General features: G+C 66.5%; 10 protein-coding genes and 1 tRNA gene. 4 read left to right on the top strand and 7 right to left on the bottom strand.

Annotation, left to right across the window (positions count from 1 at the left end; all coding sequences use genetic code 11):
• Window positions 1–3 precede the first annotated feature (3 nt).
• Together MUH00_RS10130 and MUH00_RS10135 are read left to right on the top strand one after the other, a co-directional pair.
• Window positions 4–672 (top strand): potassium channel family protein, encoded by a 669-nt coding sequence (locus MUH00_RS10130; RefSeq protein WP_246998090.1) that lies wholly within the window; start codon window positions 4–6, stop codon window positions 670–672.
• Window positions 672–2,219: a TrkH family potassium uptake protein gene (locus tag MUH00_RS10135; protein ID WP_246998092.1), complete on the top strand. Its 1,548-nt coding sequence runs from the start codon at window positions 672–674 to the stop codon at window positions 2,217–2,219. The genes MUH00_RS10130 and MUH00_RS10135 overlap by 1 nt, the downstream gene beginning before the upstream one ends.
• Window positions 2,220–2,314: 95 nt before the next feature.
• Here MUH00_RS10135 and MUH00_RS10140 read toward each other — a convergent pair whose 3' ends face one another.
• The 5 genes from MUH00_RS10140 to MUH00_RS10160 form a co-directional block, all read right to left on the bottom strand.
• Window positions 2,315–2,668, bottom strand: a complete 354-nt coding sequence (locus MUH00_RS10140; RefSeq protein WP_246998094.1) for a DUF7344 domain-containing protein — start codon at window positions 2,666–2,668, stop codon at window positions 2,315–2,317.
• Between the two features lie 343 nt (window positions 2,669–3,011).
• A tRNA-Leu gene (locus MUH00_RS10145) sits at window positions 3,012–3,095 on the bottom strand.
• Between the two features lie 74 nt (window positions 3,096–3,169).
• Window positions 3,170–3,511 carry a ferredoxin gene (locus MUH00_RS10150; protein ID WP_246998096.1) on the bottom strand — a complete coding sequence of 114 codons (342 nt, stop codon included), beginning with the start codon at window positions 3,509–3,511 and terminating at the stop codon, window positions 3,170–3,172.
• A gap of 62 nt (window positions 3,512–3,573) precedes the next feature.
• Window positions 3,574–4,566 carry an oxidoreductase gene (locus MUH00_RS10155; RefSeq protein ID WP_246998098.1) on the bottom strand — a complete coding sequence of 331 codons (993 nt, stop codon included), beginning with the start codon at window positions 4,564–4,566 and terminating at the stop codon, window positions 3,574–3,576.
• A 234-nt stretch (window positions 4,567–4,800) separates the two neighbouring features.
• Entirely contained in the window at window positions 4,801–9,006 is a 4,206-nt protein-coding gene (locus MUH00_RS10160) for a PAS domain-containing protein (protein WP_246998100.1), read from the bottom strand.
• Window positions 9,007–9,242: 236 nt separating this feature from the next.
• Between MUH00_RS10160 and MUH00_RS10165 the strand changes: the two genes are divergently transcribed.
• A complete protein-coding gene (locus tag MUH00_RS10165; protein ID WP_246998102.1) occupies window positions 9,243–9,680 on the top strand; it encodes a cupin domain-containing protein in 438 nt (145 codons plus the stop codon).
• 73 nt (window positions 9,681–9,753) lie between these two features.
• On the opposite strand, the gene MUH00_RS10170 is transcribed toward MUH00_RS10165, so the two are convergent.
• Window positions 9,754–10,272, bottom strand: coding sequence for a peptidylprolyl isomerase (locus MUH00_RS10170; protein WP_246998104.1), 519 nt, complete (start codon window positions 10,270–10,272; stop codon window positions 9,754–9,756).
• Window positions 10,273–10,476: 204 nt separating this feature from the next.
• Here MUH00_RS10170 and MUH00_RS10175 point away from each other — a divergent pair, with 204 nt between their 5' ends.
• Entirely contained in the window at window positions 10,477–11,448 is a 972-nt protein-coding gene (locus MUH00_RS10175; protein ID WP_246998106.1) for a succinylglutamate desuccinylase/aspartoacylase family protein, read from the top strand.
• Window positions 11,449–11,645: 197 nt separating this feature from the next.
• Here MUH00_RS10175 and MUH00_RS10180 read toward each other — a convergent pair whose 3' ends face one another.
• The gene (locus MUH00_RS10180) at window positions 11,646–12,308 is read right to left on the bottom strand and encodes an HAD family hydrolase (RefSeq protein ID WP_246998108.1); all 663 of its coding nucleotides are present in this window, start codon (window positions 12,306–12,308) and stop codon (window positions 11,646–11,648) included.
• Window positions 12,309–12,390 lie beyond the last annotated feature (82 nt).

Here is a 12,390-nt window from a genome sequence, read left to right on the forward strand (position 1 = left end):
AGTATGTACCTCATCATCGTCGGCGCGGGAAGCATCGGCTCAAATCTAATCGATCTCGCCGTTGGCGACGGTAACAACGTCGTCGTCATCGAGAACGACGAAGAACGTGCGAACGCCATCTCGGCCGAGTACGACTGTCTCGTGCTCAACGCCGACGCGACGAACCACGGCACGCTTCGGGACGCCGAGATCGATCGCGCGGACGCCGTCATCTCCACGACGGACATCGATGCCGTCAACATCATGGTGATGCTGCTCGCGCAGGAACACGACGTGCCGAACCTCGTCAGCGTCGTCCACGATCCCGAGAACCTGCCCGTCTTCGAGAAGATCGGCGTCAGCATGATCGAGAACCCGCAACGGCTGATCGCGGACCACCTCTATCACTCCGTCCGCTACCCGAACGTCAGCGACTTCGTCGAGCTCGACGAGGAGACGGAACTGGTCGAACTGACCGTTACCGTGAATGCGCCGATGAGCGGGCAGCGCCTCTCGGCGGCCCGTGAAACCGGTATCCTTCCCGAAGGGTGTCTCGTCGTCGCGCTCGAGCGCGACGGCGAAATTCGGGCGCCGAGGGGAGAAACGACGATCCACGCGGGCGACCAGGTGACGGTGTTCACCGACGACACGGCCCTGTCCGACGCCGTCGCGGCGTTCACCGGGGATCAGTGATGCGCGTGCGGTTTCGGACGGTCGGACGGGACGTCGGCCGGATCGTACAGATCGTCGCCCTCATGCCGTTGGTCTCGATCCCCGTCGCACTGATTCACGGCGAGTACTACGCCGTTCCGGCCCTCGTACTGTCGGGGCTCGCGATGCTCGCGATCGGCGTCGGCGCGACCCGCCGTTTCCTCGACGCGCCCGAACCGGACAAGCTCCACGGGATGCTCATCGCGGCCAGCGCGTGGGCCGTCGTCGGCGTGCTCGGCGGGCTGCCGTTGCTCCTCGTCGCGTGGACGGTCGCCGTCGATCCGTTCCCGGCCTGGGCGAATACGCCGCCGCTGACCGAGACGATCTCGGCTTTCCGCGATCCGCTGAACGCGGTCTTCGAGAGTCTCAGCGGCTTCACCTCGACGGGACTGACGATGGCCTACGCCGAGGAAGATCTCACCGCGACCATGCAGTGGTGGCGATCGTTCACCGAATGGATCGGCGGTGTCGGCGTCATCGTGCTGACGGTCGCCGTCCTCGCGCGGCCGGGCAGCGGCTCGCTCACGCTCTACCAGAGCGAGGCCCGATCGACGAAGATCCACCCGAGCGTCGTCTCGACGGTGCACGAGATCTGGAAGATCTACCTCGTGCTCACGATCGGGGGAATCGCGCTGTTTTTCGCCGCCGGGATGGAACCCTGGGGCGCGATCAACCACGCGATGACCGGCATCTCGACGGGCGGGTTCTCCATCTGGAGCGACTCGATCGGCTACTACGACAGCCCGCTGATCGAGTACGCCGTCGTCCCGGTGATGGTCGCCGGCAGCATCGCCTTCCCGATCCACTACCTGATCTTCAAAGGCGAACTGAAGAACCTCTATACGGATCTCCAGACCCGATGGGTCTTCATCTGGTTCGGCCTCGGCTCGATCGTCCTGACGGCGGTGCTCACCCTCCGCGGGACCTACGATACTGTAGAGGAGTCGTTTCGATACGGCCTCTTCCAGTTCGTCTCCGCCACGTCGAACGCCGGCTTCGGCACGACGGCGATCGGCGACGGTGCGGAACAGATCTGGACCGCGGACGCCACGCTGCTCCTCTGTGCCGGGATGCTGACCGGCGCCGCCGCCGGGTCGACGGTCGGCGGGATCAAACTCATCCGCGCGATCACCCTCGTGAAGGGGACCCGGTGGCGGATCGCCGGCGTGTTCACCCCGGATTCCGCGGTGCGCTACCTCCGGATCGGCGATCGCTCGCTCGACGAAACGCAGGCGAGCAGGGAGTTCGAGGAGGCGGCGATCGTCCTCGTCCTCTGGGTCGTCTTTCTTGCGATCGGTCTCGCCGTCCTGCTGGCGACGCTGCCGACGGACGTTCGGGTCGAGTACGCGCTCTTCGAGGTGATGAGTGCCCAGAGCACGGTCGGTCTCTCCGCCGGGATCACCGGCCCGGAGATGCCCATCCCGGCAAAACTGATGTTCCTCGTCAACATGTGGATCGGACGCTTAGAGATCATCCCCGTACTGGTCTTGCTCCGCGGCGCGTTCCTCCGCGCCGGGCTGTACCGCTGATCCGCGTCGCAGTCCGTCGCTCGCGCTCGTTCGTCGACGGTTCGACGCGGACCGGAAAGGCAGAATTCGATCGTCGTTCGCGGCTCGCGCGTCGACTATCGGGACGGCCGATCGAACAGATCGGTCGGCGGCCAACTCTCCAACTCCGTCGCGGCTTCGAGCAGCTGCGCGACGGATTCGTCGCGGGTGAGCGACACCGCTTCGTCGTCCCAATCGACGTCGATCACGCGCTTTTCCTCCAGCCGTGGCAGGTGCGAATGAACCAACCGGATGCGAGCGCGGTCGATCGTCCCGTCGTCGATCTTCTCGGAGGCGACGCTGTGGCGCCGAGCGGCCACCTGTCGCGAGAGACCGTCGATCGGCGCCGTCCCCTCGTGCTCGAGTAACTCGTGGAGCAGGAGCTGGCGATCGACGCTTGCGAGGATCCAGAACGCCTCCGTTTGTTCCATACCGGTGCTTATTTCGATAGTCGAGGCTGACGGACAAAGCGACTCCGCCTACGTCTGTTGGCACTTGCGAGTACCACCGCTGCCGTTAAGGCGGGTCGTGATCGATGGCGGAGCGGACCGTTCGCACGGACATGCGGTTCACGGTCGATTCTCGCCGCTCGCGAGTCGCTCGCAGAACCCCGGCCTCCGCCTCGCAGACCGACTCGAACATTCGTGAGAGCCGCGTATGCGAGGGAAGGGATTTGAACCACCTCGAGACGGTCGCTCACTCCGTTCGCGCTGCGTTTCGCGTCGTTCAAATTCCTCTTCTCGCAGTCGCCGCTCACGAGTGTTCGCGGTGACATGCGAGGGAAGGGATTTGAACCCTCGGACCCCTACGGGAGCGGGTCTTAAGCCCACCGCCGTTGGCCTGCTTGGCTACCCTCGCGCGAAAACGCAGTCGTTGGTAGTCGGCCCCGCGGAATGTGCGTTTCGATGTGCGTCGCGAGCACGCGGCACCGACTACCAGTCGACGCTCAGCGTCCCGTCGCCGTGCGGATCGGGCGCGATCTCCTCGTCCGTCCGCCGATCGACGACGTGGATACACCCCTCGTCTTTCTTCGCCGGACAGATCTCCGCCGCGCGGACGTTGTGCTTGAGGTCCTCCTCGGCGATGAAGTACTGCTTCGGCTTGGCCATTCCCGAGGCGATCGACATCTCCCAGTTGTCGCTGACCTCGGCGCACTTGCCCGCGCCGAAGCACTTGTTCGCCTCGAAGATGATCTTGTAGGGCTTTTCCTCGATCGGCGGCGCGTCGGCCGACCCGACGTCGCTGGCGCGCTGGACGCCCTCGTCGTCGCTCATTACGTATCCGTTGGCCCGCGTCGTCTTTCGCGTTACGATCGGCCGATCGAGAAGGCGACGGATTACGCGGGCCGATCCTCGACTTTCGGTCTCGGTAGCTCGTACTCAACGCCGGTCAGATCGCGCGAAATCCGCCAGAGACGACGGGCCGTTTCGCGATCGTACGACCGATCCGACGACGCCTGCCGTTCGGGTGCGCCGCGCATGTTCGCGATCCCGTCGGGGCCGTAATACGCGCCGCCCTCGACGTCGGGCGCGGTCGCGGCGTACAGGGTCGGCAGCGCACCCTGCTCGGCCGACTGGGCGACCACCGCGTTCAGTACCCTCGAGAAGGCTTTCCGAACTCGCTGGCCGTACTGTTCCGGGCCGCGGACCTGGAGGTTGGTGGCCGCGTAGCCCGGGTGGACCGCGACGCTCTTCGCGTTCGCGTTCGCGGTGCGGAGCCGTCGCTCGAGTTCGTAGGCGAAGAGCACGTTGGCCAGCTTCGACTGCGCGTAGGAACCCCACGGACCGTACGATCGCTCGCCGTGCAGGTCGTCGAAGTCGATCGCGCCGCGCTCGTGCATGCTGCTGGAGACGGTGACGATCCGCGCCTCCTGCTCCCGTTCTCGTCCCCGATCGTCGTCCTCGCCGCCACCGCCGTCCTCGGCGAGCAGGTTCGAGAGCACCAGTCCCGTCAGCGCGAAGTGTCCGAGGTGGTTGACGCCGAACTGCGTCTCAAAGCCGTCCGCGGTCTCCGATCGCGGGATCGCCATGACGCCGGCGTTGTTGATCAGGACGTCGATCGGCTCGTCGCCGAGGCGGTCCGCGAACGCCCGGATCGACTCCAGGTTCGACAGATCGCACGCCTCGACGCGCAGGTAGGCGTCGGTGACGTCTCTTCGGACGTCCGCGGCGGCGCGTTCGCCGCGATCGACGTCCCGGCAGGCCATGATCACCGTCGCACCGTTGCGCGCGAGTTCGCGGGTCGCTTCCAGCCCGATGCCGCTGTTGGCGCCCGTGACGACGATCGTTCGTCCGGTTTGATCGGGAACGTCGGTGGCGGTCCAGCTCATACGAACGTCCACGCCCCGAGGATCCTAAACCGATGCGTCTCCGGCGATTTGCGGATGGGGCCGGACGAACGGCGTGGGGAAGCGAAGATGCCGCGCCTCTCGACGCGCTCCTTCCTCGCGCGGGCGACTGCGGCCGTCACAGCCCCGATCGATCTCGCGTGGACGCTCGCCGACGGGAGCGCTCCGTAGCGCGCGGCGAACGGGTCCGTCGCACCACCGTCTCGTGGCGCTCGCTCACCCTTCCCGATCGTCCGCGGCGGGCAGCGCGAACGAGAACGTCGAGCCCGCGCCGGGTTCGGACTCGACCCAGATCTCGCCGCCGTGGCGCTGGACGATCCGCTCGCAGAGGGCCAGTCCGATCCCGGCCCCTTCGTACTCCTCGTGGTTGTGGAGGCGATCGAAGATCGTGAACACACGGTCCTGGTCGGCCGAATCGATGCCGATGCCCTCGTCGCGGACCGAAATCACCCACTCCGCGTCCCCGTCTGGTCGCTCCGCGCTGACGTGGACGCGCGGGGGCTCGTCGCCGCTGTAGGTGATCGCGTTCTCGAGCAGGTTCTGGAAGACCTGCCGCACCTGGCTGGCGTCGCCCGTCGCCCGGGGAAGGTCCTCGGCCGTGATCTCCGCGCGGCTCTCCTGGATGCGGAGCTGGAGGTCCGCGAGGACGTCCTCGAGGATCGCGTTCAGATCCATCGGCTCGAACGGATCGCCGCGCGATTCGACCCGTGAGTACTCGAGCAATCCGTCGATCATCTCGCGCATCCGATCGGCGCCGTCGACGGCGAACGCGAGGAACTCCTCGCCGTCCGCGTCGAGGGCGTCGCCGTACCGACGCTCGATGAGTTGGAGGTAGCTCGTGACCATCCGCAGCGGCTCCTGGAGGTCGTGGGAGGCGGCGTAGGCGAACTGCTCGAGGCGTTCGTTCGACGCCTCGAGTTTCCGCTGGTACTCCGTGCGTTCAGTGACGTCCTGAGCGAAACTCAATCCGGCGAAGATCTCGCCGTCGGAATCGCGCAGCGGGGTCGCCCACACGCGCCAGTTGCGACCCTCCAACGTCGTCTTGACGCTGCCGGTCTCGCCGTCCTCGACGGCCGCGCGGAACAGCGGTTCGAGATCCGCGACCGCCTCCGCGGGGAAGATCTCGGGCATTCGGTCGCCCTCGAGCCGGTCGGCGGTGGGGAGCGTCTCGCCGAGTTCGGCCCCTGCGGCGAGCGTGTACTCGAGATCGCGGTCGTACACGCCGACGGCCCCGTTCGGGAAGTGTTGGGCCAACGTGCGGTAGCGCCGTTCCGACTCCTCGAGCGCGCGCTGGCGCTCGACGCGATCGGTCACGTCGCGCGCGATGCCGGCGAGTATCGTGTCTCCCAGGGGATCTTCGAGCCTGGACGCGACGAACTCGAAGGGGATGGCGTCGCCGTCTTTCGTGTAGACGTCGAGTTCGATGCTGACCGATCCCGTCTCGAAGCCCTCGCGGAACGCCGCCCCGATCGATTCTCGATCGTCGTCGTCGAAGAACGAACGCGGGCTCATCGAGGCGATTTCCTCGTCCGTGTAGCCGGTAACCTCGCTCAGGCTCCGATTCCACCGCTGGAGCGAGCCGTCCTCGTCGATGACGTAGAATACGTCCTCGATGGCGTCGAGGATGTCGTCAGTGTACTTCTTGTACCGCTCGAGGCTGCGTTCGCGCTCGCGGAGCGCTCGTTCCCGTCTCTTCTGCTTGGTCACGTTCTGGACGAGGATCATCCCCCTGGAAATCTCGTCCGTGTCGTCCCCGATCGGGACGGTGTACGCCACCCAGTCTCGGTCGTGAATCGAGAGTTCGAACGCGTTCGTCTCCCCTTCGAGCGCGGCTCTGAACCGGGGTTCCAGTTGGGCGGCGATATCCGGCGGATACCGCTCCTGAAGGGTCTGTCCGACGACCGTCTCCGCGTCGGCGCCGATCTCGTCGAAGGCCGATCCGCCGGCGGCCTGGTACTGCAGGTTCTCGTCGAACAATCCGACGGCCCCGTTCGGGAAGTGCTCGACGAGCGTCCGGTACCGGCGCTCACTCTCCGCGAGCTTTCGCTGGTTCTCCCGCCGTTCGGTGATGTCCGTGATCGTGACGACGCCTCGGGTCACCTCGCCGTCCTCGTTTCGGACCGGCATCCCCTCCGCCCTGATGATTCGGCGCTCGCCGTCCGCGGCCTCGATCTCGAAGATGTCGGGATCGGTGACCTCCTCTCCCCCGAGGACGCGGGCCAGGGTCATTCCCTCGGATTCGACGCGCTCGCCCGAGTCCGCCCACGTCACCGGGTACTTTTCGTACTCCTCGATCGATTCGGCGTCGAACACCGCTCCGCCCCAGATCTCCCTCGCGGTGTCGTTGGCCTCGACGAGACGTCCGTCCCCGTCCGCGACGACGACGCCGACGGGGAGGATCTCGAAGAGCGACTCAAGTTGGTCCTTGTTCCGCTGCAACTCCAGTTCGGCCCGCTTGCGCTCCGTGATGTCGGTGAGCGCGCCGGGGAACGTGACTGGGTTTCCCTCCTCGTCGCACTCGACGCGGCCGCGAGCGACGACCCACCGGAGTTCGCCGTCGTCGTTCCAGACCCTGTACTCGGACTCGTACTCGCCCCCGGATTCGACGGCGTGCTCGATCTGTGCGACGACGCGATCGCGATCGTCCTCGTGGATAGCCTCGATGAACCGATCGAGCGAAACGCCCTCGCGGGCCGCTGCCGGGTCCACGCCGAACGTTCTGGCGAAGGACGGGCCGACGACCATCTCGTCCGCCTGGACGTCCCACTCCCACGTGCCAACCGCGCCGGCTTCGGTCGCCGCCTCCAGCTGGGACTTGGCGTCCTGCAGGTATCGCTCGCGCTCTTTCTGCTCCGTAATGTCCTGTGCCATCGTCATTCCGGCGAAGACGTCGCCGTCCTCGTCGGTGATCGGGACCGCGTGGAGGATCCACTCCCGGCCGGCGTACGCGAGTTCGATCGACTCCTCCTCGCCGTCGAGTGCGGCCTCGAAGGCGGGCTCGAGCGTGGCGGCGGTCTCGTCGGGCCAGACGTCGTCGAACCGCTGCCCCTCGAGATCGGCTGGCTCGACGGGGATGTCCGCGAAGCCGCGCCCGGCTGCTAGCGTGTAGGTTTGGTCGCGATCGAACAGGGTGACGATCCCGTTCGGGAAGTACTCCGCGAGGGTCCGATAGCGCTGCTCGGACTGCTCGAGGTTTCGCTTGGCCTCGATCCGCTCGGTGACGTCCTGTGACATCCCCATGGCGGCGAAGATCTTCCCGTCGTCGTCGCGAACCGGAACGAAGTGGAACTGGTAGGTTCGATCGTCGATCACGCGCTCGAATCTGGCCGTTGTCCCGTCGAGCGCCGCCTCGTAGTGGGGGACGACGACGTCCTCTAGGTGTGGCGGCAGCACATCTCGAAGTGAGGCCCCCTCGAGGTCCGCTCTCGTCACGTCCGTCTCTCCTACCGGCGTGCCGCCGAAGGTGACGTACCGGAGATCCTCGTCCACGAGCGCGACGGCCCCGTTCGGGAAGTGCTCGACGAGCGTCCGGTATCGCTGCTCGGCCTCTTCGAGCCGGCGTTCTCGCTCCTTTCGGTCGGTGATGTCGCGGAAGTACACCGACAACCCCGTCTCCGACGGGTAGGCGCGCACCTCGAACCAGGCGTCCAGCGGCTCGGGATAGTACTCCTCGAACGAGACCGGTTCCTGTTCGTACATCGCGCGCTCGTACGCCGACTCGAACCGTCGATCGGTCGCGTCGGGGAACGTCTCCCAGATGCGGGTCCCGAGCAGCGGCCGATCGTCGGGGTTGATCAACTCGTAGGCGCGGTCGTTGAGGTACGTGAATCGCCACTCCTCGTCGAGCGCGAAGACGGCGTCGGAGATCCGTTCGAAGATCTCCTCGCGCTCGCTTTGCGCCCGCTCGTTTTCGATCGCCGACCCGAGGACATCGGCGATGCGCTCGACGAACGCAGTGTCGGCTCGTTCGATCTCCCGGTTCGCCGTCGAGTACGCGCCCAGAACGCCCCACGGCTCGTCGGCCGGGCCGATGGGCACGCTGACGCCGCGTTCGACGCCGTGATCGGCGAGCAACGCGGTCTCGGTATCCCGATCGTCGGCGCACAGATCGTCGACAACCGGCTCCTCGGCGCGGAGCGCGTCGCCGATCGGCGAGCCCCGGGTCGCGGAGACCGTCGCCGATCCGACGAGCCCCGGGCGCCAGCCGGTCCCCGCTCGAAGGACACTCTCGTTCCCGTCCGGGAGCACCTCGAAGACGCCGCAGTAGTCGCTCTCGATCGTCTCGACGACGATCGTCGCCGCCTCGGACAGCAGTTCGTCGAGACCGTCCGTCTCCAGTGCCTGCTGGCCGAGTTCGGCGATCGCTTCCTGTCGTCGAACCCGCGTCGAGAGAGGGAGATCCGTGGGCGAAGACGATCCCATTCTAGCTCAGTAGAGTGCCCCAGTCGGTAAAATATCTCTGGCGGAAACGCGCCGCGATCGGATCCGGCGATCGACGCTCCGATCGCGGCGCGTTTCCGCCCTTCCGATCGCGACCGCAGCGAATCCCCGCCCCTTCGTCGCAATCGCGGCGCGAACGGGTCCGCTCGTTCGGCGCGTCGCCGCGTGCGTGAAAGCGTTATGCTATCTCCTCGCCTCCCTCTCACCGGTGATGCAGCATGAAGACGGTCGATCTCTCACGGCTCGAGCTGGGTGACGCGTGGTACGACTCCGACGAGACCGTTCGGTGGCGGGACACCCTTCCCCTCACGGCGGGAACGCCGGGGGCCAGCGAGGTCTCCGCCGGCGATCTCGTCGTCGTCTACTTCGAGGTCGATCCGGGCAAGCGCATCGGCCGCCACACCGACAGCGAGGAGGAGGTGCTGCTGGCGATCGCCGGCACCGTCGCGGTCACCGTCGGCGATGGCGACGACGGCGAGCTATCGGCGGGCGAGATGGCGGTCGTTCCGCCGAACGTCCCCCACGGAATCACGAACGTCGGGGACGAACCCGCCGCGGTCGTCGGATTCTTCCCGAGTGGTGAAGTCACGCACGGGTTCGACGAACCCGTCATGCCCGACGGCGAGCGGATGTTCGTCTCGCGGCCCGAGGCGTAGCGATCGCCGCGATACGGGACGGCCTCGACGCCGTTTTGTTCCGCGGCAGAAACCGAACTGAACCGAGCCGCGATTACTCGTAGTCGACCGAGACCGACTCGAGGACGACGTCCTCACGGGGTCGATCGTTCGGATCGGTGTCGACGTTGCCGATCTCGCGGACGACGTCCATGCCGTCGGTCACTTTCCCGAAGACGGAGTGGCGATCGTCGAGGTGGGGTTGCGGTCCGAGCGTGATGAAGAACTGCGAGCCGTTGGTGTTCGGCCCGGAGTTGGCCATCGAGAGAACGCCCTCGTCGTCGTGGCGCAGTTCGGGATGGAACTCGTCGTCGAACTGGTAGCCGGGGCCGCCGCGACCGGTTTCGGTCGGGTCGCCGCCCTGGATCATGAAGTCGTCGATGACGCGATGGAAAGCCACGTCGTCGTACAGCGGTTCGCCCTCGACTTCCTCGCCCGTCTCGGGGTCGGTCCAGGTCTTGCCGCCCGTAGCCAACCCGACGAAGTTGTCGACCGTGCTCGGCGCGCGTTCGTCATAGAGTTCGACCTCGATGTCGCCCCTGTTCGTGTGGAGGGTCGCAGTTACGTTGCCCATACCCCCGCGTCGACCGGACGGGTGAAAACGGTAGTGGTCTCGATCAGTCTCACGCCGATCGTGAGTATCGATCGGAGCGTGCGCTCTCGACCCCGAATCGATGACGAACACTCCTACAAACGATCGTCGATCCACGACGGTACCTGTCTCCATCTGCTGGGTTTCGCCCGCAGGTACATACCGCGGGACGTGGTAGGCCCGTCCATGAATTCCGGGTCCCACACTGCCGAGTCGGTGACGCTCGCGCGACTCCCCTCGGGCGTCGAACTCACGACGACCGTCCACATCTACCGCGGTCCCGACGACGGCCCCACGCTCTACCTCCAGGCGGCCCAGCACGGCCGCGAGATCAACGGTACCGAGACCCTGCGGCGCTTTCACGATCGCCTTCCTCTCAACTCGCTGGCCGGGACGATCGTCGCCGTTCCCGTGGCGAATCCGCTCACTTTCGATCGCGTCTCCTACACGCTCCCGGAGGAATTCGACAGCATCAACCCCAACATGAATCGGGTCTGGCCGGGCGATTCGACGGGGAGTCTCCACCAGCGGATGGCCGCTCGGCTCTGGGCGTACGTCGAGCGAGCCGACGCCGTGGTCGACCTGCACACGGGCAGCCCGGACATGCTCCCGCACGTCGTCTACCTCGAGGGCGACGACCGCTCCCGCGCGATCGCCGAAGCGTTCGGGACCGACCTCCTGCTTTCCGAACCGGCCGACGAGGACGCGCCGGAGGCGTGGCATCGGCGCGGGTTCGCGGGAAAGCTCCGCGTCGTCGCCGCGACGGAGGGAATCCCGTCGATCACGCCCGAACTCGCCTACAACAAGCAGATCGTCGAGGAGGTCGTCGAGAACGGCGTGGCGGGGCTGCTCGACGTCTGCCGCCACCTCGGGATGCTTCCCGGCGAGCCCTCCGATCGGGAGCCGACGATCGCCCGGAACCACCTCGGACAGGTGACCGCCGGCGAGTCGGGGCTGTTCCGCCCGAAGCCGTCGCTCGATGTCGGCCAGTTCGTCCCCGACGGCGCGAAGCTCGGAACGGTCTACGATCCGACCACGTACCGGGAGGTACAGACAGCGACGGCCGATCGGGACGGCCTGCTCTATGCGCTCACGAAGGAAGCGACGGTCACCGCGGGCGATCAACTCGCGAGCGTGGCGGAGGTCCGCGACGGATGACGCTCCGGGGAATCGAGTTCCGCCGCGAATCGCCCCAACGAGCACCGTTTTGACTGCATTCGCTTCGACGAGACCCGTTTCGACGGGATTCGCTCCGACCGGAATCGATCGACGACGGCCCTGCCGTCGATCGACGACTCGTCCGTTCGATCGGCGATGGCTCCGGTCCCCGATCGGCGACCCCGCCCCGCGATCGCTCAGTCGGCCACCAGGTCGGCGATCTCGTGCAGCGTCGTCACCTCGTACGTCGGCGTCGTCGAGAGTACCGCGTCGCGGCAGTGCGATCGGCGGACGAACGCCGAGTCGAGGCCGGCCCGACGGGCCGCGATCACGTCGCTCTCGCTGTCGCCGACGTACAGCGCCGACTCGCCGTCGAGGTCGTCGAGCGCCCGCTCGAGGTAGTACGGCTCGGGCTTTTTCCGCTCGAGGCTTTCGATCGTCTTCGGGCGACCGTAGTAGGTGCCGAACAGCGGTTCCAGGTCGAAGAAGTCCAGGACGAACTCGATCGTGCTGTGGTGGTTGTTGCTCACGACGCCGCAGGCCTCATCGAGATCTGCGATCGCCACGACGTCGTCATAGCGGGTTCGATCGCCGGCCCTGAATCGCTCGAACTGCGATCGCTCGTCGTGGTCTTCGCGCGCCTCCCAGAGCGTCGTCTCGTCGAGGTCGTAGCTCACGCAGATCTCGCGGAGTCGGTCGACGGTCACACCGGCGACGACGTCGTCGACGGACTGCCGATCGACGTCCTCGATCCCGACGGCCCGGAACGCGGCTCTGGTCGCCTCGGCTTGCGTCTCGTAGGCTGGCGGTTCGACCAGCACCCCGTCGCTGTCGAATATCACCGTATCGTACGCTGTCACTCGGCGAACCTACACAGAACAGCTAGTTGATAGTATCGATCGGGCGGCCGCCGTGCCCCGAACGAGGTGCTGAATCCGGGAT

Source organism: Halosolutus gelatinilyticus (genome assembly GCF_023028105.1).
In the GTDB taxonomy this organism is placed as follows: Archaea; Halobacteriota; Halobacteria; order Halobacteriales; family Natrialbaceae; genus Halosolutus; species Halosolutus gelatinilyticus.